The following is a 19,693-nucleotide window of genomic DNA, read 5'->3' on the forward strand; positions in this document are numbered from 1 at the left end:
TGGCTCAACGTCGCCGTGGTGCGGCGGTCGACTCGCGTTCGAGTACCGCGTGCTCTACCGTGATCATGCGGCCAGCGGCTTCGGCACGGATGTGCTCGATCAGCTGTTCGGTGGCCAGCCGCCCCATGTGCGAGGTCGGTTGGCGCACGGTGGTGAGTGCAGGGTAGATGTGCCCTGCGATCGGCGTGTCGTCGAACCCGCACACCGAGAGGTCGCGCGGCACGCGAAGGCCGCGTTCGCCCGCGACGCGATACACGGCCGCGGCCATGTCGTCGTTGGCGGCGAAGATCGCTGTGGGAGGCTCATCCATGTCGAGCAGCAGGTTAGCTGCGTCCACGCCGGACTCGAACGAGAACTGGCCGTTGACCACCAGCGCCGGATCGTAGGCGATACCCGCCTGCCGCAGGGCCTGGCGGTAACCGGCGTAGCGCCACTGGCAGGCACCATGCGCGCGCGGCCCCTTGATGTGGGCAATGCGGCGGTGGCCCTGCGCGACCAGGTGACCGATCAGCTCGACCACCGCAGTGGTTTCATCCATGCGCACGCCGATGCGTCCTTCCGGGTGTCGCGGGGCGATGCAGGCGAAGGGAATGTCATGCTCTTCCAGGTACGACAGCACTACTTCGTCGTCGGTCAGCGGCGGGATCAGCACCACGCCATCCGGACGCGAGTTCTCGAACAGCGCGGTCATGTCGGGCAGGGTACGCCGGCCAGTGCCCACCGGGCCGAGGATCAGGTTGTAGTGCTGTGCGTGGCAGGCCTCAAGCATGCCGTTCTGGATTTCCATCAGGTAGTTGCGCGAAGGATTGTTGTAGACCAGTGCCAGCGCGTACGAGCGCTGTCCGGCCAGGCTGCGCGCGGAGAGATTGGGCTTGTAGCCCAGGCGCGCCACGGCCGCCAGCACCCGTTCGCGGGTCTGCTCGCGCACGTTGGGCTCGCGGTTGAGCACGCGGGACACCGTCTTGATCGATACCCCGGCAACGGCGGCGACATCCTCGATTCGACTGCGCATGATGCGGTGGATCCTCCTGGAAGGCGGCGGCTACGCGCCGATGGTAGTGCGTACCTGCGATGTCGGTGTTGCCGGAGCAGGCGGATGGTGCCACGACGCGAGGGGGACTGGCACGTCCTGAATTCTTGTCGCGTCGCAACACCCACCGCCGCGGGCCGTGTGCTGCGTCGGCCGCAAAGCCCGCCGTTACGCGATTGCCGCCACAGGATGTGCGATCGCTCATTGACACGATGCAGGCAGGCTTATATGACAGCGCTGTCAGGACGGGCGTCCGATCGCCCATACCGACGTGCCGCTGCAGTCCCGCACGCCAGGAACGTCATCCACGGAGGTAGTACCCAGTGAAGCGCCCCACCCAGACCCTTCTTTCCGGCTGTCTGCTGGCCGCCCTGGCCGCATCGGCGGGTGCCGCGCCGTCCACGGGCGAACGCCTGCAGGACTGGCCGCGCGTCCACAGCGTGATCGCTGCTGATGCGGATATCGAAAGGCGCGTGCAGGAGATCCTTGCGCAGATGACGCTGGCGCAGAAGATCGGGCAGATGACCCAGGCCGAGATCAAGACCATCACGCCGGACGAGGTGCGCCGCTACTACATCGGCTCGGTCCTCAATGGCGGTGGCTCCTGGCCGGGCATGGACAAGCACGCCAGCGTGCAGGACTGGCTGCAGCTGGCCGATGCCTACCACGCTGCATCGCTGGCAACCGATGCGAAGACGCCGGTGCCGGTCATCTGGGGCACCGATGCGGTGCACGGCCACAACAACGTGCTGGGTGCGACCCTGTTCCCGCACAACATCGGCCTGGGCGCGGCCGGCGATGCCGAACTGATCGAACGCATCGGCGAGGCGACCGCGCGCTCGGTGCGCGCCACCGGCATCGGCTGGGTGTTCGCACCCACCCTGGCCGTGGCCCATGACCCTCGCTGGGGCCGCACCTATGAGAGCTATTCGTCCGACCCGGCGGTGATCCGCAGCTACGCCCACGCCTACGTGAAGGGAGCACAGGGCACCTTCAAGGACGACGGTAACGTGGTCACCACCGCCAAGCACTACCTGGGCGATGGTGCCACCGACAACGGCCGCGACCAGGGTGAGGCGCTGGTCGACAAGAACACCATGATCAACGTCCACGCGCAGGGCTACTATGGTGCGCTTGCCGAGGGTGCGCAGACGGTGATGGCCTCGTTCAACAGCTGGAACGACCGCGCCGCAGGCGTGGACTACGGCAAGATGCACGGCAGCAAGGCGCTGCTGACCGATGCGTTGAAGGACAAGATGGGTTTTGATGGCTTCGTCGTCTCCGACTGGAACGGCATCGCGCAGGTGCCGGGCTGCCGCAACGACAGCTGTGCGCAGGCCATCAATGCCGGCATCGACATGGTGATGGTGCCCGACGACTGGAAAGCGTTCATCGCCAACACCACCGCGCAGGTCAAGAGCGGTGAGATTCCGCTGGCGCGCATCGACGATGCGGTCGCCCGCATCCTGCGGGTGAAGCTGCGCGCGGGCCTGTTCGACCACAAGCCGTCCGACAGCCGCTACGCCGGCGATGCCAGTGCCATGCAGCACCGTGACCTGGCCCGGCGTGCCGTGCGCGAATCGCTGGTGCTGCTGAAGAATGAAGGCGAGGCACTCCCGCTGCGCCGCGATGCGCGGGTGCTGGTGGTCGGCAAGAGCGCCGACAGCATCGGCGACCAGTCCGGTGGCTGGTCGCTGACCTGGCAGGGCACCGAGAACAGGAATTCCGATTTTCCCAACGCCGATTCCGTGCTGGGCGCGCTGCGCGCCGAACTGGGGGCGGACAAGGTCAGCTTCAGCGCCGATGGCCAAGGCGTCGATCCGAAGGCTTTCGATGTGGTGCTGGCGGTGATCGGTGAGACGCCCTATGCAGAAACCAACGGCGATATTCTCGCTTCGGATACCGTCAGCCACAGCCGGGCCTACCCGCAGGACCTGGCCGCGCTGAAGGCCGCAGCTGCAACCGGCAAGCCGGTGGTGACCGTCTACCTGTCCGGTCGCCCGATGTATGTCAACGACCTGCTCAATCTGTCCAGCGCCTTCGTCGCCGCCTGGCTGCCGGGCACCGAAGGCAAGGGCGTGACTGATGTGCTGGTGGCGGGCAAGGGCGGCAAGCCGGCACACGACTTCCGTGGACGCCTCAGCTTCCCGTGGCCGGGCGTGCCGTGCCCGGCACCGATCGACCAGCCCGACGCGAAGAAGCCGGCGCTGTTCGCGCTTGGCTATGGCCTCAGCTACGCCAAGGGCGGCAAGGTCGCCAGGGTCGAGGAAGCTGACCCGGACAGCTGCGGCGAAGTCACCGTGCTGCCGATCTTCAACCGCGCCGACACGCCGCCATTCGCCCTGCACGTTGCCGCCGCGGGAGCGACCCAACCGCTTGGCAATGATCTGAACGCTACGCTGCGCTGGCCCACCGCCAAGCCGGTGGTGCAGGTGCGCACCGTGCAGGTGAACACCCAGCAGGACGCCAAGGAGGTGACCTGGCGGGCCCCGGCGCAGCTGATCGCACGCAGCACCTCGCGCCGCAATCTCGGCGCACTGGCGCGCAGCAACGGCGCGCTGCAGTTCGATGTGCAGCTGGTGAAGCGCCCGGCATCGCCGGTGAAGGTGACCATGCAGTGTGGCAGCGGCTGTGAGGGTGGGGTGGACATCGCCCCGCAGCTGGTCGCGCTGGCGCCCGGGCAGAAGCAGACGGTGACCGTACCATTGGCCTGCTTTGCAAAGCGCGGCGTGGACCTGGGCGCGGTGGAAGCCCCGTTCGTGGTCAGCGCCGACGCGCCGTTCGCCGCGGCATTCACCCGGGTCAGGTTGACGGCCAACACGGCTACCGCCGAAGGCGCGGTGGCCTGCCCGTAACCCTGCCTGCTGGATAGAAGGCAAGCTATGGCTGTTTAGACAAATCTCCGACGAGCGCGTATGTGGGTGCTTGTATCATCACGCTTCACATCAAATGTGTGCAGATAGCATGATTCTGGCGCGAATGAAGTACTGGTTGTACGAGCTCAGGATTCCGATCCTTGCATTGGTTCTGAGCGGCACGGTGATCATCGCAGTGACCGGTCGCTGGTCGTGGGTCTCGGGTCACGTCTTTCCAAACACAACATGGGGGCTTTACTCGAAAGATTTCTTCGAGAATGTGTTGGTCGAAGCACATGGAATGATTCTGGACCTGCTGGTCATCGGTTTGGTCGCCTATCTGTTCCAGCGGAGAAGCGAACGGTCCGATCTAAAGAAGCAAGTTCTTCGTGATCTTGAGGATCTCAGACACTACAGGGGGAGTGATGCCGGATATCGGATCTACGGAGAACTACGCCGCCTGTCCTCGCTGGGGGTGAAAAAGGTCACGATCGCAACCGCTCGTATCAATGATGTAAGCCTTGAGGGATTGGATCTTGTCGACTCCAGTGCACAGGGCGTAGTCATTTCAAAATCCAGTCTCAGAGATTGCGCCTTCACCGGATGTGACTTTGATGGGGCCGTTTTCCTTGACGTCAGAGCAAAGCGGACTACTTTCCGTGGCGCGAAGCTCGTGCGCGCGAAACTGGTGGGGGCCCGCTTCAAAGGCTGCGATTTCTCTGGGGCAGATTTGACTGGTGCAGATTTCTCAAACGCAGATCTGAGCAGCGCGATCTTTCGAGGTGCAAACTGCACAAGGACGAAGTTCGACGGGGCGAAGCTTCGCAGCGCGAACTTTGTCGGCGCAACCGGCCTGTCTGAGGAGCTTAGCTCGATTGCTGCGGATGCTAAGCACATCAAGATGAAGTAAAGACGGGGGGGAATCGAACACCCCTGGCGAATTGAGATTCGCTTAGCACCAGCCCGCTAGTCTTCAGGATACCACGGCAAACGCGGTGCCCACGTGGGCGGGGCCCAATGCCTATCGGGGAACTATCGTATGACAAAAAAAGCCCCGCAGTGCGGGGCTTTTTTCTTATCGCTTCATGGAACCGAAGAACTCGTCGTTGGACTTGGTGTTCTTCATCTTGTCCAGCAGGAATTCCATCGCGGCCATTTCATCCATCGGATGCAGCAGCTTGCGCAGGATCCAGATCTTCTGCAGCAGTTCCGGCTCGATCAGCAGGTCTTCGCGGCGGGTGCCGGAGCGGTTGATGTCGATGGCCGGGAACACGCGCTTCTCGGCGATGCGGCGGCTCAGGTGCACTTCGCTGTTGCCGGTGCCCTTGAACTCTTCGTAGATCACCTCGTCCATCTTCGAGCCGGTGTCGACCAGCGCGGTGGCGATGATGGTCAGGCTGCCGCCTTCTTCAACGTTGCGCGCGGCACCGAAGAAGCGCTTCGGGCGGTGCAGGGCGTTGGCGTCCACACCACCGGTCAGCACCTTGCCCGAGCTCGGCACGACGTTGTTGTAGGCGCGTGCCAGGCGGGTGATCGAGTCCAGCAGGATCACCACGTCCTTCTTGTGCTCGACCAGGCGCTTGGCCCGTTCGATCACCATTTCGGCGACCTGCACGTGGCGTGCGGCCGGCTCGTCGAAGGTCGAGCTGATGACCTCGCCGCGCACGGTACGCTGCATTTCGGTCACTTCTTCCGGGCGCTCGTCGATCAGCAGCACGATCAGGTGCACGTCCGGATGATTGGTGGTGATCGCGGTGGCAACCTGCTGCATCATCATCGTCTTGCCCGCCTTCGGCTGGGAGACGATCAGCGAGCGCTGACCCTTGCCCTGCGGGGCCATCAGGTCGAGGATGCGGCCGGTGATGTCTTCCGACGAACCGTTGCCGCGCTCCAGGGTGAAGCGGCGACGCGGGAACAGCGGGGTCAGGTTCTCGAACAGCACCTTGTTCTTCGACGCTTCCAGCGGCTCACCGTTGATGGTGTCCACGATCGACAGCGCGAAGTAGCGCTCGCCGTCCTTCGGGAAGCGGATGCGGCCGGACAGGTGGTCGCCGGTACGCAGGTTGAAACGGCGGATCTGGCTGGGCGAAATGTAGGTGTCGTCCGGGCCGGCCAGGTAGCTGGCTTCGGCCGCGCGCAGGAAGCCGAAGCCGTCCGGCAGGATCTCCAGCACGCCATCGGCGGCAACGCCGTCGCCGTGGCGGGTCAGCACCTTCAGCAGGGCGAAGATCACATCCTGCTTGCGGGCACGCGCCACGCCTTCGGAGATCTGCAGCTGTTCGGCGATTTCCAGCAGCTTCTGTGCCGGCATGCGCTTGAGATCGCTCAGCGAATAGACCGGGAAGCCTTCCGGCACCGTCGGCTGCACGCGCGGCACGAAAGCCTGCTGCTCGCCGCCCTCGTTGGGCATGCCGTCATCGCGGAAGCGGTTGTTGCGGTCGCGGTCGCGGCGGTTGCGGAAACGGTCACGGCGGTTGCCCTGACCCTGGCCCTGCTGGCCATTCTGGTTGTGCTGATGCTGGCCGCCACCCTGAGGGTTCTGCTGCCGCGGCTGGCCGGATTCGCGACCCTCACCGCCTTCACCGCCGCCACTGCTGGCAGGGGCCTCGGCGGCGGGCGCGCTCGGCGCGGGAGCGGCTGCGGCCGGCGCCGGTGCTTCGGGCGCGGCGGCCAGCGGCAGGGTCGGCTGCGCGGGGGGCGCGCTGGTTTCGGCGGCGGCCGGTGCGGCAGCCTTGGTCACGCGGGCCTTGCGCACGCGCTTTTCGGCGGGCGCTTCTGCGCTGCCGGTTTCGGGAGTGTTATCGGACAAGAGCGTTATTCCTCGCTTGAAGGTGCGAGCGCCCGGCTGGGGCGGCGAACGTTGGGGATGGGTCTGGAAGAAACTGCGTCCAGAAGGTGCGGCACGCGAACGCGGCCGGATGTGCCGACACTATCATCGGCCCGCGGCGCCGTGCAAGGGTCGCCGGGAACAGCATTCATGCAGGCGCGGTCCGCGCCTGCCGGCAGCCGCACCGGGCGGCTGCCGGAGTCGTTACAGGGTCAGGCCAGGGCCTTGTCCAGCAGGCCGGCCAGCTGGGCCTTGCCCACCGCGCCGATCTGCTCGCCGACCTTCTCGCCGTCCTTGAACACGACCAGGTACGGGATCGAACGCACGTGGTACTTGGCGGCCAGCGCACGATTGTTGTCGACGTTGACCTTGGCGATCTTGGCGCGGCCCTGGTAGGCATCGGCCAGCTCGTCCAGCGCGGGGGCGATCATCTTGCACGGGCCACACCACTCGGCCCAGAAATCGACCAGCACCGGTTCCTTGGAATTCAGCACGGCGCTATCAAAGTCGGCATCGCCGACATGTACAACCTTGTCGCTCATCTTGGTTTCTCGTCTTGGATTGCACCCGGCCAGGCCGGAGGTGGGTGAACTGGGCCTTGCCCGGTGGCGCGACCCTCGTCGTTGCCTCGCGGCGTCCTGCCGCGGTGCGTTCGGCGGGATGCCTGGACGCTCACGGCCGGCAGTGTACCCCTATCGCGGGGCATGGACAGTGGCCGGCTGGAACCCAGCGTATCGTGATCGCTTCGAAGCGCGGTATGTGTCGGATTTCACTGTCTTCCTGAAGTGGGGGCCGGCAGCCGCGGACTCCAGCGACCCCGGCAGGGCTGTTCAAGCGCGGTGTGGCTGGGTGAAGAGGCGTCCCGTACGGGCCGGTCTCGCGGTTGTGTGAGACGGCTCATTCCGGTTTGGCCGCCGGAGTGCGTTAAACTGGGGCATTGAGCGGCGCGCGGACCCGGTGGTCCCCGGTCCGCCGACCCGCCGCAGGGGCCGCAGTTTGCGACGGTGCCCCCAGACGATGCAGTGCCGCCCGCCCGCTGGCCGGTGGCCATACCAAGACGGACTCATGAGCGACAAACCGCTGACCGATTTGACCTTTTCCTCCTTTGAGCTGCATCCGGCCCTGCAGGCCGGCCTTGAAGGAGCCGGATTCACCCGCTGCACCCCGATCCAGGCGCTGACACTGCCGGTCGCGCTGGCCGGTGGTGATGTCGCCGGCCAGGCCCAGACCGGCACCGGCAAGACGCTGGCGTTCCTGGTTGCAGTGGTCAACCGCCTGCTGAGCCGCCCGGCGCTGGCCGACCGCAAGGCGGAAGACCCGCGCGCGCTGATCCTGGCGCCCACCCGCGAGCTGGCCATCCAGATCCACAAGGACGCCGTGAAGTTCGGTTCCGACCTGGGCCTGCGTTTCGCCCTCGTCTACGGTGGCGTGGATTACGACAAGCAGCGCGAGATCCTGCAGCAGGGCGTCGATGTGATCATCGCCACCCCCGGCCGCCTGATCGATTACGTCAAGCAGCACAAGGTGGTTTCGCTGCACGCCTGCGAGATCTGCGTGCTGGACGAAGCCGACCGCATGTTCGACCTGGGCTTCATCAAGGACATCCGCTTCCTGCTGCGCCGCATGCCCGAGCGCACCACCCGGCAGACCCTGCTGTTCAGCGCCACCCTCAGCCATCGCGTGCTGGAGCTGGCCTACGAGCACATGAACGAGCCGCAGAAGCTGGTGGTCGAAGCTGAAACAGTGACCGCCGCGCGCGTGCGCCAGAAGATCTACTTCCCGGCCGACGACGAGAAGATCCCGTTGCTGCTGGGCCTGCTCTCGCGCAGCGAGGGCGCCCGCACCATGGTCTTCGTCAACACCAAGGTCTTCGTCGAGCGCGTGGCGCGTTCGCTGGAAAAGGCCGGGTACCGGGTCGGCGTCCTGTCCGGCGACGTGCCGCAGAAGAAGCGCGAGAGCCTGCTCAACCGCTTCCAGAAGGGCCAGCTGGAAATCCTGGTCGCCACCGACGTGGCTGCCCGCGGCCTGCATATCGACGGCATCAAGTACGTCTACAACTACGACCTGCCGTTCGACGCCGAAGACTATGTGCACCGCATCGGCCGTACCGCACGCCTGGGCGAAGAGGGTGACGCGATCAGCTTCGCCTGCGAGCGTTATGCGATGAGCCTGCCGGACATCGAGGCCTACATCGAACAGAAGATTCCGTCCGAGCCGGTCACCAAGGAACTGATGACCGCACTGCCGCGTCCGGAACGCCCGGCCACGGTCGCTGGCGAGGACGGTGACGAGAACGAGAGCGTCGGCCAGATCTTCCGCGAGGCGCGCGAAGCCCGCGCCGCCGAGGAAGAGCGTCGTGGCGGTGGCCGCAGCGGTGGTCGCTCCGGCGCCGGCCGTGGCGAGCGCCGCGAGGGCGAGCGCAGCGGCGAACGCCGCTCGCGTGGTCCGCGCAGGCCGCGGGTGGAAGGCGAGCAGGGCGCGACCGCGCCGGTGGAAGGTGCCGGGTCCGGCACCCCGGCCCAGGCCCCGCGCCCGCCGCGTCCGCCGCGTGCCGAAGGTGCTCCGGAGCTCGCGGCGGACGGCGAGCGCAAGCCGCGCAAGCGCCGTCGTCGTCGCCATGGCCGTCCGGTCGAGGGTGGCGAGGCGATGGTCGCCAACGGCAGCGCCGGCAACGGTGCCTCGCCGGTGACGCCGGTTCACGTGGTGGCCAAGCCGGTGCGCAGCACCGACGCCGCCGACTCGTTCCTGACCCGCATCGGCCGCAAGATCCGCCGGATGCTGTCGGGCGGCTGATCGGCGCGCCCGGTCAGCGGTAGCGCCGGGCCATGCCCGGCGCGCACAGCGGCAGATCAACGATTCCACCCGGGCGCGTCCCGGCGCTATCGATACTTCGCGCCGGTCCTGCATAATCGGGGCATGAGTGTCCTGCGCTTCGACAATGTCAGCAAACAGTACGCCGGTGGCCACGAAGCACTGATCGACGTCAGCTTCGAGGTCGCGCCGGGCGAAATGCTGTTCGTCACCGGCCATTCCGGGGCGGGCAAGAGCACCCTGCTCAAGTTGATCCACCTCGACGAGCGGCCCAGCCGCGGCGCGGTGGTCTTCGACGAGCGCAACCTGCTGAAGGTGCGCGGCGGCGACGTGCCGCGCCATCGGCGCGCGGTCGGTGCGGTGTACCAGGACCATCGCCTGCTGATGGACCGGACCATCGCCGAGAACGTGGCACTGCCGCTGATCCTGCGCGGTACGCGCCGTGGCGACATCGGCAAGCGCGTGCGTTCCGTGCTGGAACGGATGGGCCTGGGCCATCGCGAGAAGGCGCTGCCGTCGCAGCTGTCGGCCGGCGAACAGCAGCGCGTGGGCATCGCCCGCGCCATCGTGGGTGAACCCAAGCTACTGGTTGCCGATGAGCCGACCGGCAACCTGGACCCGACCCTGGCGGCGGAGATCATGGCCCTGTTTGCCGAGCTGCCCGCGCGCGGCACCAGTGTGCTGGTGGTCAGCCACGACCTTCCCCTGCTGCGTCGCATGCGCAAGCGCGTGCTGATTCTCGACCACGGCCGGCTGGTGGACGACATCTCGCCGCAGGATCTGGCGGAGTAACGCATGGCGAAGAACGAAAACAGCGAAGCCGCCGCACCCTCGCGTCTCGGCGTGTGGTTCCAGCACCACGTGCACAGCGTGGTGTTCAGCCTGGGCCGCGCCTGCCGCAAGCCGTGGGCGACCCTGCTGACGGTGATGGTCATGGCGCTGGCGCTGGCACTGCCACTGGGCCTGTCGATCGCGCTGGACAACCTCAAGCATTTCGCCGGCAGCGTGCAGCAGTCGCGCGACATCAATGTCTTCCTCAAGGGCACGGTGGATGGCCCGGGTGCGTTGCGCCTGGCCGGCCAGCTGCGCGACCGCGATGACGTCGGCGAGGTGACCGTGCGCACGCCCGAGCAAGGGCTGCAGGAGCTGCGCGATGCCGGCCTTGGCGAGGCGATCGACGCGCTGAATGACAATCCGCTGCCTTCGCTGCTGGTCATCACCCCGGGGCAGGGCAAGGACGATGCGCGTCTGGCGCGTGCGCTGGAAAGCCTGCCCGAGGCCGATCTGGTGCAGCACGATGCGCTGTGGCGGCAGCGGCTGGATGCGTGGCTGGCGTTCGGCGCACGGCTGGTACAGGTGCTTTCGGTGCTGCTCGGCGTCGGCGCTGCGTTGGTGGTCGGCAACACCGTGCGCCTCGACATCCAGGCACGGCGCGAGGAAATCGGCGTGCTGCAGCTGCTCGGCGCCAGCGATGGCTTCATCCGCCGGCCCTTCCTGTATCTGGGCGCCTGGTATGGGCTGGGCGCCGGCGCGGTGGCGCTGGCCCTGATCGGTGTTGCCGGCGCCGCCCTGCGCGCGCCGCTGGCTGACCTGTCACGCAGCTACGGCAGCCCGTTCGTGCTGCACGGCCTGGACCTGCTGCATGGCAGCCTGGTCCTGCTGGGCACGCTGCTGCTGGGATGGCTGGGCGCGTGGCTGGTCACCGGCCACTTCCTCCGCCAGACCCGCCCGACCGACACCTGAGACCGGCATGCAACCGCAAGCGCTGAAGCACCTTGAAGGGCCCGCTACGCGGGTGATGGTGGTCGACGGTTCCAAACTGGTGCGCAAGCTGATCGCCGACGTGCTGCAGCGTGATCTGCCGGGCGTGGAGGTGATCGGCTGCGACAGCATCGAGGATGCCCAGCAGGCTCTGGCCCAGGGGCCGGTAGACCTGGTCACCACCTCGCTGACCCTGCGTGACGGCGACGGCCTGGCGCTGGCGCGGACGGTCCGCGAAGCTGCCGGCCAGGCGTACGTGCCGGTGATCGTGGTCTCCGGCGATGCGCAGCAGCATCTGGAGCAGCGGCGCTTCACCGAGTACGTCACCGACTATTTCGACAAGGCGCTGGGCCATGAGGCGCTGGCGACCTTCATCCGTGGCTATGTGCAGCCGCAGACCATTCCCGGGGCGACCATCCTCTACATCGAGGACAGCCGGGTGGTGGCGGAGGCGACCAAGCGCATGCTCGAACGCCAACAGCTCAACGTGCTGCACGTGGTCAGTGCCGAAGAGGCCTTCACCCTGCTCACGGCCGAATCGCTGGGCCGCAGCCGCCACCGCATCGACCTGGTGTTGACCGACGTCACCCTGAAGGGCGAATTGAGCGGACGCGACGTGGTGCAGCGCGTGCGCGTGGATTTCGGCTACGGCAAACGCCGACTGCCGGTGCTGGTGATGACCGGCGACGGCAATCCACACAACCAGACCGGGTTGCTGCAGGCCGGTGCCAATGATCTGGTGCTGAAGCCGATCGAGGAGCGCCTGCTGGTGACCAAGGTGCTGTTCCAGCTGCGCCTGGCCCGCTTGAACGATGGACCCCTGTTGCGATGACCGATGACGTAGTGGACACCCCGACGATCCAGCTGGAACCGAGCTGGAAGCAGCAGGTCGGCGATTACCTGTTGCAGCCGCAGATGCGCGAACTCTCCACCTTCCTGCGCCAGCGCAAGGCGGCCGGCGCGGCGGTGTTCCCGCCGGGGCCGCAGATCTTCGCGGCGTTCGACGCCACGCCGTTCGAACAGGTGAAAGTGGTGATCCTGGGCCAGGACCCGTACCACGGGCGCGGCCAGGCGCACGGACTGAGCTTCTCGGTGCCCGCCGGCGTTCCGGTGCCGCCATCGCTGCTGAACATCTACAAGGAGATCGAGGGCGACCTCGGCATCCCCCGTCCCGATCACGGCTGCCTGGTGCCGTGGGCGCAGCGCGGCGTGCTGCTGCTCAATGCCGTGCTGACGGTGGAGGAGGGCAGGGCCGGCGCCCACCAGGGCCGCGGCTGGGAAGGCTTCACCGACCACGTGGTGGATGTGCTCAACCGCGAACGCGAAGGCCTGGTGTTCATGCTCTGGGGGGCCTACGCGCAGCAGAAGGGCAAGGTCATCGATACCCGGCGCCATCGTGTGCTGAAAGCCCCGCATCCCTCGCCGCTGTCGGCCCATCGTGGCTTCCTCGGCTGCCGGCATTTCTCGATGGCCAACGACTACCTGCAGCGTCGCGGGCAGGCGCCGATCGACTGGTCGCTGCCGCCGCGCGCGGCGCTTTGACCTCCGCCGGCAGCCGGGCCTGAACACCGGGCAACGTTTCCTGGCCTGAATGGGCCTCCGGAACGGCCCGTTCAGCTCCGCTTGACCGGAATCGGTCGGTTCCCGGCAGGTAATTGGTTGAATTCCAAGGGATTGTGAATCCCGAAAAGCGCGCTCGCCACTGTCATCAAATCGCGCTACGGTAGGGCTCTGTTTGGGACCAGTGTTGCATCAATAGGATGCTGGAACTTTTTCCTCCTTTAGCAGTCCAAATCCCGGACTGCTAAGATGGGTGCCTATGAGCCAGAACACCTCTACTGCCCTTGTGGCAAACAATCTCCCGATTCCCAGTGCGCTCGGTTCGCTGGACGCCTACATCGGTGCCGTGCACCAGATCCCGGTGCTGTCGGTCGATGACGAACAGGACCTGGCCCGTCGCTTCCGCGACGGCAACGATCTGGACGCTGCCCGTGAGCTGGTGCATTCGCACCTGCGCTTCGTGGTGCACGTGGCCCGCGGCTACAACGGCTATGGCCTCGCCCTGGGCGACCTGATCCAGGAAGGCAACATCGGCCTGATGAAGGCGGTCAAGCGCTTCGACCCGGACATGGGCGTGCGCCTGGTTTCCTTCGCCGTGCACTGGATCCGTGCCGAGATGCACGAGTTCATCCTGAAGAACTGGCGCATCGTCAAGGTCGCCACCACCAAGGCGCAGCGCAAGCTGTTCTTCAACCTGCGCAAGTCGAAGACGCGCCTGGGCTGGATGAACGCCGCGGAAGTCAGCGCGGTGGCCAAGGATCTGAACGTGTCCGAGCGCGAGGTCATGGAAATGGAGTCGCGCCTGTCCGGTCGCGATATCGGTTTCGATGCGCCCAGCGACGAGGATGACGATCATGCGCCGCCGTCGCCGGCCGCATACCTGGTGGCCAACGATGAAGATCCGTCGATGGCCTACGAGCGTGCCGACAGCGAGGACAACCAGCTGCAGCTGCTGCGCGAAGGCATGGCCGAACTGGATGCGCGTTCGCGTGACATCATCCGCCGCCGTTGGCTGGATGCGGACAGCAAGGTGACGCTGCAGGAACTGGCAGACGAGTACGGCGTGTCTGCCGAACGCATCCGCCAGGTCGAGGCGAATGCCCTGAAGAAGATGAAGGCGCTGTTCACCGCGTAAGGCATGGATCTTAGGTTCGGTTCCTATTTCCGGAACCCGTTCTGATGAAAAGCCCCGGCGTTGGTCGGGGCTTTTTTTGTTCGGCCGGCATGGCAGTTGGTAATGCAGGCCGCTGATCGGCTGCTTCAGTAGTACCAGCCCATGGCTGGCAGTCATGCGCTTCCGGTGGCCGTTCAAGCCCTCGCGAGGTTTATAGCCAAGGGCCTGGTCCAATTCAGAATGGTCCCTTTGGCCTCAGTCCTGGAGTTGGACTCCGATGACTGCCTACCTGTGCTATGAATGCCAAGCTTTGCTTCAAGGCTCTTTCATGGATTGGAATGATGCGCAGGTTCGGGGGAACTGCAGGCGGTGTGTCGACCCGCTTCGGGGCATTTGAAGATCGAACTCGCAAGCTTGGTGTCATAGGCGCCTGGCTGTGCTGCTTGCTGCTGATGGGCCTTGGCCTGTCACCATCCGCAATCGCCCAGACAACGATCACATACATTCACACTGATGCCCTCGGCTCGGTTGTGGCCGAAAGCGATGCCAACGGCAACGTCATCAAACGATATGACTACGAGCCCTACGGGGCCGTGGTAGGCGGTCAGGTCACGGATGGACCTGGGTACGCCGGACATGTGAGCGACCTGGCCACAGGGCTGAGCTACATGCAACAGCGCTACATGGATCCACAACTGGGTGTGTTTTTGTCAGTGGACCCAGTCACCGCTCACCAAAAGCCAGTTGAGCAGTTCAATAGGTATCGGTACGCGAACGGGAATCCCTACAGGTTCGTCGATGGGGATGGAAGGCAGGCCGCAGAGCGATTCGTTGAGCAGCATCGGAGGGATATTGCTGCCGGAAATGGCGCCGTATACGAGCCGATGAGACCGGCCGCAATCGCTGTTACAGCGGCAATGGCTGCCCCAGTGCTGATCGAAGCTGGCATGGTTGCGATGGCCAATCCAAGTGTCGTATCAGCAGCTACCAGTATCGCTGCTGATATCGCAGGAGTTACAGGTGCCGGTGGAGCAGGTGTGGCGGCATCCAAAGCTCTGAGTGTTGAAGGTCGGGCACTTCTGAATTCCCGACCTGTGGGAAGTGCACTCAAAGCCGACGCTGGGCACAATTCGGCGACCTTTATGCGAGAGACGGCTGCAGAAGCGGGTGTTCATACTCCGTTGACAGGAGGTGACGGCGTGGTCCGCACTCTGACGCAGCTGCCAGGTGAACTCAATGGAAAGGCCGGTCGATTTGAATACATAGTCGACAAGGCTGGCGACTTGACCCATCAAAGATTTGTGGAAGGTGGCAGCATGAACGGAATACCAAACAAGAAGTGAGTGTCCATGAGAACGTATGACTGTATTCAACCCTATGGACCCTGGAGTCAGACCGAGGTGGCATGGGCACTGGGGCGCCATCTGATTGACTTTGAGGTTGTGAAGCACTGCGCGTCGGAGCAGAAGGAACTGGAAGAGAAGTTCAATCTGAACGCCTTGATTGAAAGGCTTGAAGGGGTTCTTCCCGATGAGCGTAATAGCGTAGCTGCGCAGTTGGCGGCATTCGATAAGAACTCAAACGAGGATGAGATTCTCAGAAGATGGCTTGTTGCATTTCTCGCGGACGCCTACGCCAAGCGCGATGAGATTGCTGATCCGCTCGGAGAGGTTGAGAGGATCTACGCTGATTTTGATTACCCGGAGTCTCTGGAGAGCTTTGTCAGGTACATGCCAGCTTCTGATGGGTATGATCCGTCTGCTCACTCACATGAGCAGAACGTTGCGCGGCTCTTCGAGAACTGGAAACGTTATCTTGACTCGGCGAAATAGCGGATTCACTCAGCGTAATTTCCTTCGCTTGACGTGCGTCGCCTCTTCCCGAAGCGCACCGTCCCGGCTTCCATGCCGAGGACGGTGAAGACTCCCAGAATCCGTGATCTGGTTCCATGCAGGAGGCTGCGTGGTGGATCTATCAGGCCTTACCCCTCACGCGCGATCGCGCGCCAGCCGATGTCGTTGCGGTGGAATTCGTTGGCCCAGCTGACCTTGGCCACACCGGCGTAGGCATTGGCCTGCGCATCACGCACGCTGTCACCCAGCGCCGCCACGCACAGCACGCGGCCGCCGGCACTGACCACCCTGCCCTGCGCGTCCAGTGCAGTACCCGCATGGAAGACCTTGGCGCTGGCCGGCACCTCATCCAGGCCGGAAATCACATCGCCGGTGACTGGCGATTCCGGGTAGGGTTTCGCGGCCAGCACCACACCCAGCGATGGGCGCGCATCCCACTGTGCCTGCACCTGGTCCAGGCGGCCATCAATGGCGGCTTCCACCAGCTCGACCAGATCCGACTGCAGGCGCAGCATCACCGGCTGGGTTTCCGGGTCACCGAAGCGCACGTTGAACTCGATCACCTTCGGTGCGCCGCTGGCATCGATCATCAGGCCTGCGTAAAGGAAGCCGGTGAACGGAATGCCGTCGGCGATCATGCCCTGCACGGTCGGGTTCACCACCTCGCGCATCACCCGCGCGTGCACCTCCGGCGTGACCACCGGGGCCGGTGAGTATGCGCCCATGCCGCCGGTGTTCGGCCCGGTATCACCGTCGCCGACTCGCTTGTGATCCTGCGAGGTGGCCATCGGCAGCGCATGCACGCCATCGACCATCGAAATGAAGCTGGCTTCCTCGCCGTCGAGGAATTCCTCGATCACCACGCGTGCGCCGGCGTCACCGAATGCGTTGCCGGAGAGCATGTCGCGCACCGCATCCTCGGCCTCGGCCAGGGTCATTGCAACGATCACCCCCTTGCCGGCGGCCAGGCCATCGGCCTTCACCACGATCGGCGCACCCTTCTCGCGGATGTAGGCCAGTGCCGCCTCCACGTCGGTGTGCACGGCGTAGAACGCGGTCGGGATGTTGTGCCGGGCCAGGAAGTCCTTGGCGTAGGCTTTGCTGCCTTCCAGCTGGGCAGCGGCGGCGGTTGGCCCGAAGATGCGCAGGCCGGCGGCACGGAACCGATCAACGACGCCTGCCACCAGCGGCACTTCCGGGCCGACCACGGTGAGTTCAACACCTTCGGCCTGGGCCAGGGCCAGCAGGCCATCGATGTCGGTGACCTTCACCGCCACGTTGCGGCACTTGTCTTCGGTGGCGGTGCCGGCGTTGCCGGGTGCCACGAGTACCTCATCGACGCGGGAGGACTGGGCCAGCTTCCATGCCAGGGCGTGTTCGCGGCCGCCGGAGCCGATGACGAGGATCTTCATGGGACAGGGTTCTCGTAAGCAGAAAAGAAAAGCCGGGCAGGGCCCGGCTTGGTGATGCGGATCAGTGGCGGAAGTGGCGCACGCCGGTGAACACCATGGCCAGGCCATGCTCGTCGGCGGCGGCGATCACCTCGGCGTCGCGCATCGAGCCGCCCGGCTGGATGACCGCCTTGATGCCGGCGGCGGCGGCGGCATCGATGCCGTCGCGGAACGGGAAGAACGCATCGGAAGCCATCACCGAGCCTTCAACCACCAGGTTCGCGTCGGCCGCCTTGATGCCGGCGATGCGCGCCGAATACACGCGGCTCATCTGGCCGGCACCGACGCCGATGGTGCGGTTGTCCTTGGCGTACACAATCGCGTTGGACTTCACGAACTTGGCGACCTTCCAGGCGAACAGCAGGTCGGTGAACTGCTTGTCGGTCGGTACCAGCCTGCTGACCACTTTCAGTTCGTCACGGGTCATGCCGCGGTTGTCCGAGGACTGCAGCAGCAGGCCCGAGCCGACACGCTTGCTGTCGAAGTTGTTCAGGCCGTCGCCATGCGGAATGCGCAGCACGCGCACGTTGGCCTTCTTCTGCGCGTATTCCAGCGCCGCCGGCTCGTAGTCCGGTGCGATCAGCACTTCCACGAACTGACGGTCCAGGATGACCTGTGCGGTGGCGGCGTCCAGCGGCTTGTTGAAGGCGATGATGCCGCCGAAGGCACTGGTCGGGTCGGTGGCGTAGGCCAGCTCGTAGGCATCGCCGTTGCCGGCACCCACCGCCACGCCGCACGGGTTGGCGTGCTTGACGATGACACAGGCCGGCGCATCGAACTGGCGCACGCATTCCCACGCGGCATCGGCATCGGCCAGGTTGTTGTAGCTCAGTTCCTTGCCCTGCAGCTGCTGGAAGGTGGCCAGGGTGCCCGGCACCGGGTACAGGTCGCGGTAGAACGCGCCGCTCTGGTGGGGGTTCTCGCCGTAGCGCAGGTCCATCACTTTGACGAAGGTGGAGTTCATCTGCGCCGGGTACTCGGCACGCACCGGCACGGCGGCGTCGGTGGCGGTGACCGCCGACAGGTAGTTGCTGATCGCCGCATCGTACTGGGCGACGCGGTTGAACGCGGCGACCGAGAAGGCGAAGCGGGTGGCCGCCGGCAGCTGGCCATCATGGGTGTCCAGGGCGCCCAGCAGCTCGGCGTACTGCGACGGGTCGGTGGCCACGGCCACGCGGGCGAAGTTCTTGGCCGCCGAGCGCAGCATGGCCGGGCCGCCGATGTCGATGTTCTCCACCGCGTCGGCCAGGGTGCAGTCGGCCTTGGCGGTGACCGATTCGAACGGGTACAGGTTCAGTACCAGCAGGTCGATGGCGCCGATGCCGTGTTCGGCCATCACGGCGTCATCCAGGCCCGAGCGGCCCAGCAGGCCGCCGTGCACCATCGGGTGCAGGGTCTTGACCCGCCCGTCCATCATTTCCGGGAAACCGGTGACCTCGGCGACGTCCTTCACGGCCAGGCCCGCATCACGGATCGCCTTGGCGGTGCCGCCGGTGGACAGCAGCTCGACGCCGCGGGCGGCCAGAGCGGTGGCCAGCTCGACCAGGCCGGTCTTGTCGGAAACGGAGAGGAGGGCCCGACGGACGGGCAACAGATCAGCAGTCATGGGACAGGGCAATCGGCAGCGGAGCGGGGCCGATATTGTAGGCGGTGGGGGCCGACGGCGGGCGGCGGCGGCAAAATTGACCGGCCCCAACGGCCCTGCGGCCGCCTTCGGTATGCCCTGGCCGGCGCCGCGCCGCGGACATTTCGACGGAGGTGCGCTCCCAATCGGGTAGGCTGTGCCGGAACTGCCAGGGAGCTGCGGGATCGTGTCGATCTATGCATTGAAAGGACGTTTCCAGGACCTGCTGCGTCCGGCCGTAGGCGGCCTGCATCGCGCGGGGATCACCGCCAATGCGGTGACCGTGGCCGCTGCCGTGGTCTCGCTGCTGGTCACCGTCGTGGTCTGGTGCTGTGCGCCACAGCAACCGCTGCTGTATCTGGCCCTGCCGCTGTGGATGCTGCTGCGCATGGCCCTCAATGCCGTGGACGGCATGCTGGCCCGCGAGTTCGGCCAGCAGTCGCGGCTGGGCGCCTATCTGAACGAGCTGTGCGATGTGGTGGCCGATGCGGCGCTGTACCTGAGTCTGCTCAGCGTGCCGGGCGTTCGCCCGGAAGCGCTGTGGTTGCTGGCCTGGGGCGCAGCACTGAGCGAGTACGCCGGCGTGCTGGGCCTGATGGTCGGTGCCAGCCGCCGCTATGACGGCCCGATGGGCAAGAGCGACCGTGCCTTCGTCATCGGCCTGCTGGGCCTGCTGCTGGCGTTCGGTTGGGCCGGTGCCTTGACGGTCGGCGGCGTGGCCGCAGCGATGGCGCTGCTGTGCGGGGTAACGGCGGTCAACCGCGTCCGGCGGGGACTGAAGGAAGCGGCCACAGCGCAGCGATAAGT

The 19,693-nt window shown here is 65.6% G+C and carries 16 protein-coding genes; 11 read left to right on the plus strand and 5 right to left on the minus strand.

The window, feature by feature from the left end:
• Positions 1-4: 4 nt before the first annotated feature.
• On the minus strand, positions 5-1,012 hold the full coding sequence (locus AC5P76_RS08050) for a LacI family DNA-binding transcriptional regulator (RefSeq protein ID WP_053515642.1): 1,008 nt from the start codon (positions 1,010-1,012) through the stop codon (positions 5-7).
• Between the two features lie 341 nt (positions 1,013-1,353).
• On the opposite strand from AC5P76_RS08050, the gene AC5P76_RS08055 reads away from it, so the two are divergent.
• Together AC5P76_RS08055 and AC5P76_RS08060 are read left to right on the plus strand one after the other, a co-directional pair.
• Positions 1,354-3,885, plus strand: coding sequence for a glycoside hydrolase family 3 protein (locus AC5P76_RS08055; RefSeq protein ID WP_495222720.1), 2,532 nt, complete (start codon positions 1,354-1,356; stop codon positions 3,883-3,885).
• A 124-nt stretch (positions 3,886-4,009) separates the two neighbouring features.
• Entirely contained in the window at positions 4,010-4,795 is a 786-nt protein-coding gene (locus tag AC5P76_RS08060; RefSeq protein WP_164151398.1) for a pentapeptide repeat-containing protein, read from the plus strand.
• 165 nt (positions 4,796-4,960) lie between these two features.
• Here AC5P76_RS08060 and rho read toward each other — a convergent pair whose 3' ends face one another.
• Both rho and trxA read right to left on the minus strand, forming a co-directional pair.
• On the minus strand, positions 4,961-6,694 hold the full coding sequence (gene rho / locus AC5P76_RS08065) for a transcription termination factor Rho (protein WP_279941994.1): 1,734 nt from the start codon (positions 6,692-6,694) through the stop codon (positions 4,961-4,963).
• Between the two features lie 230 nt (positions 6,695-6,924).
• Positions 6,925-7,254 carry a thioredoxin gene (trxA, locus tag AC5P76_RS08070; RefSeq protein ID WP_025878607.1) on the minus strand — a complete coding sequence of 110 codons (330 nt, stop codon included), beginning with the start codon at positions 7,252-7,254 and terminating at the stop codon, positions 6,925-6,927.
• A 523-nt stretch (positions 7,255-7,777) separates the two neighbouring features.
• Between trxA and rhlB the strand changes: the two genes are divergently transcribed.
• The 8 genes from rhlB (at position 7,778) to AC5P76_RS08110 (ending at position 15,790) form a co-directional block, all read left to right on the plus strand.
• A complete protein-coding gene (rhlB, locus tag AC5P76_RS08075) occupies positions 7,778-9,505 on the plus strand; it encodes an ATP-dependent RNA helicase RhlB (protein ID WP_253119287.1) in 1,728 nt (575 codons plus the stop codon).
• A 123-nt stretch (positions 9,506-9,628) separates the two neighbouring features.
• The gene (gene ftsE, locus AC5P76_RS08080; protein WP_053515652.1) at positions 9,629-10,315 is read left to right on the plus strand and encodes a cell division ATP-binding protein FtsE; all 687 of its coding nucleotides are present in this window, start codon (positions 9,629-9,631) and stop codon (positions 10,313-10,315) included.
• 3 nt (positions 10,316-10,318) lie between these two features.
• Positions 10,319-11,266, plus strand: coding sequence for a permease-like cell division protein FtsX (ftsX, locus tag AC5P76_RS08085; protein ID WP_053515654.1), 948 nt, complete (start codon positions 10,319-10,321; stop codon positions 11,264-11,266).
• A gap of 7 nt (positions 11,267-11,273) precedes the next feature.
• Entirely contained in the window at positions 11,274-12,116 is an 843-nt protein-coding gene (locus AC5P76_RS08090) for a response regulator (RefSeq protein ID WP_053515655.1), read from the plus strand.
• Positions 12,113-12,826 carry a uracil-DNA glycosylase gene (ung, locus tag AC5P76_RS08095; protein ID WP_053515657.1) on the plus strand — a complete coding sequence of 238 codons (714 nt, stop codon included), beginning with the start codon at positions 12,113-12,115 and terminating at the stop codon, positions 12,824-12,826. Before AC5P76_RS08090 ends, ung begins: the two co-directional genes overlap by 4 nt.
• Positions 12,827-13,103: 277 nt before the next feature.
• Positions 13,104-13,979, plus strand: a complete 876-nt coding sequence (gene rpoH, locus AC5P76_RS08100) for an RNA polymerase sigma factor RpoH (RefSeq protein WP_053515659.1) — start codon at positions 13,104-13,106, stop codon at positions 13,977-13,979.
• 275 nt (positions 13,980-14,254) lie between these two features.
• Positions 14,255-15,301 (plus strand): RHS repeat domain-containing protein, encoded by a 1,047-nt coding sequence (locus AC5P76_RS08105; RefSeq protein ID WP_253119285.1) that lies wholly within the window; start codon positions 14,255-14,257, stop codon positions 15,299-15,301.
• A gap of 6 nt (positions 15,302-15,307) precedes the next feature.
• On the plus strand, positions 15,308-15,790 hold the full coding sequence (locus AC5P76_RS08110; RefSeq protein WP_253119284.1) for a DUF2247 family protein: 483 nt from the start codon (positions 15,308-15,310) through the stop codon (positions 15,788-15,790).
• Between the two features lie 149 nt (positions 15,791-15,939).
• On the opposite strand, the gene purD is transcribed toward AC5P76_RS08110, so the two are convergent.
• Positions 15,940-17,223, minus strand: a complete 1,284-nt coding sequence (purD, locus tag AC5P76_RS08115) for a phosphoribosylamine--glycine ligase (RefSeq protein WP_193395994.1) — start codon at positions 17,221-17,223, stop codon at positions 15,940-15,942.
• A 61-nt stretch (positions 17,224-17,284) separates the two neighbouring features.
• Positions 17,285-18,868 (minus strand): bifunctional phosphoribosylaminoimidazolecarboxamide formyltransferase/IMP cyclohydrolase, encoded by a 1,584-nt coding sequence (purH, locus tag AC5P76_RS08120; protein WP_128987697.1) that lies wholly within the window; start codon positions 18,866-18,868, stop codon positions 17,285-17,287.
• Between the two features lie 205 nt (positions 18,869-19,073).
• On the opposite strand from purH, the gene AC5P76_RS08125 reads away from it, so the two are divergent.
• Complete coding sequence (locus tag AC5P76_RS08125) at positions 19,074-19,691, plus strand: CDP-alcohol phosphatidyltransferase family protein (RefSeq protein WP_253119282.1); 618 nt, start codon at positions 19,074-19,076, stop codon at positions 19,689-19,691.
• Positions 19,692-19,693: the final 2 nt, after the last annotated feature.

Source organism: Stenotrophomonas sp. YJH_SMC_36, from assembly GCF_059369935.1.

What these genes read in the sequence shown, in the direction of transcription:
- AC5P76_RS08050 (WP_053515642.1), bottom strand. Translation starts at nt 1,012, where the DNA reads ATGCGCAGTCGAATCGAGGATGTCGCCGCCGTTGCCGGGGTATCGATC.
- trxA (WP_025878607.1), bottom strand. Translation starts at nt 7,254, where the DNA reads ATGAGCGACAAGGTTGTACATGTCGGCGATGCCGACTTTGATAGCGCC.
- rpoH (WP_053515659.1), top strand. Translation starts at nt 13,104, where the DNA reads ATGAGCCAGAACACCTCTACTGCCCTTGTGGCAAACAATCTCCCGATT.
- AC5P76_RS08110 (WP_253119284.1), top strand. Translation starts at nt 15,308, where the DNA reads ATGAGAACGTATGACTGTATTCAACCCTATGGACCCTGGAGTCAGACC.
- AC5P76_RS08105 (WP_253119285.1), top strand. Translation starts at nt 14,255, where the DNA reads ATGAATGCCAAGCTTTGCTTCAAGGCTCTTTCATGGATTGGAATGATG.
- AC5P76_RS08090 (WP_053515655.1), top strand. Translation starts at nt 11,274, where the DNA reads ATGCAACCGCAAGCGCTGAAGCACCTTGAAGGGCCCGCTACGCGGGTG.
- rhlB (WP_253119287.1), top strand. Translation starts at nt 7,778, where the DNA reads ATGAGCGACAAACCGCTGACCGATTTGACCTTTTCCTCCTTTGAGCTG.
- ftsX (WP_053515654.1), top strand. Translation starts at nt 10,319, where the DNA reads ATGGCGAAGAACGAAAACAGCGAAGCCGCCGCACCCTCGCGTCTCGGC.
- purH (WP_128987697.1), bottom strand. Translation starts at nt 18,868, where the DNA reads ATGACTGCTGATCTGTTGCCCGTCCGTCGGGCCCTCCTCTCCGTTTCC.
- purD (WP_193395994.1), bottom strand. Translation starts at nt 17,223, where the DNA reads ATGAAGATCCTCGTCATCGGCTCCGGCGGCCGCGAACACGCCCTGGCA.
- ftsE (WP_053515652.1), top strand. Translation starts at nt 9,629, where the DNA reads ATGAGTGTCCTGCGCTTCGACAATGTCAGCAAACAGTACGCCGGTGGC.
- ung (WP_053515657.1), top strand. Translation starts at nt 12,113, where the DNA reads ATGACCGATGACGTAGTGGACACCCCGACGATCCAGCTGGAACCGAGC.
- AC5P76_RS08060 (WP_164151398.1), top strand. Translation starts at nt 4,010, where the DNA reads ATGAAGTACTGGTTGTACGAGCTCAGGATTCCGATCCTTGCATTGGTT.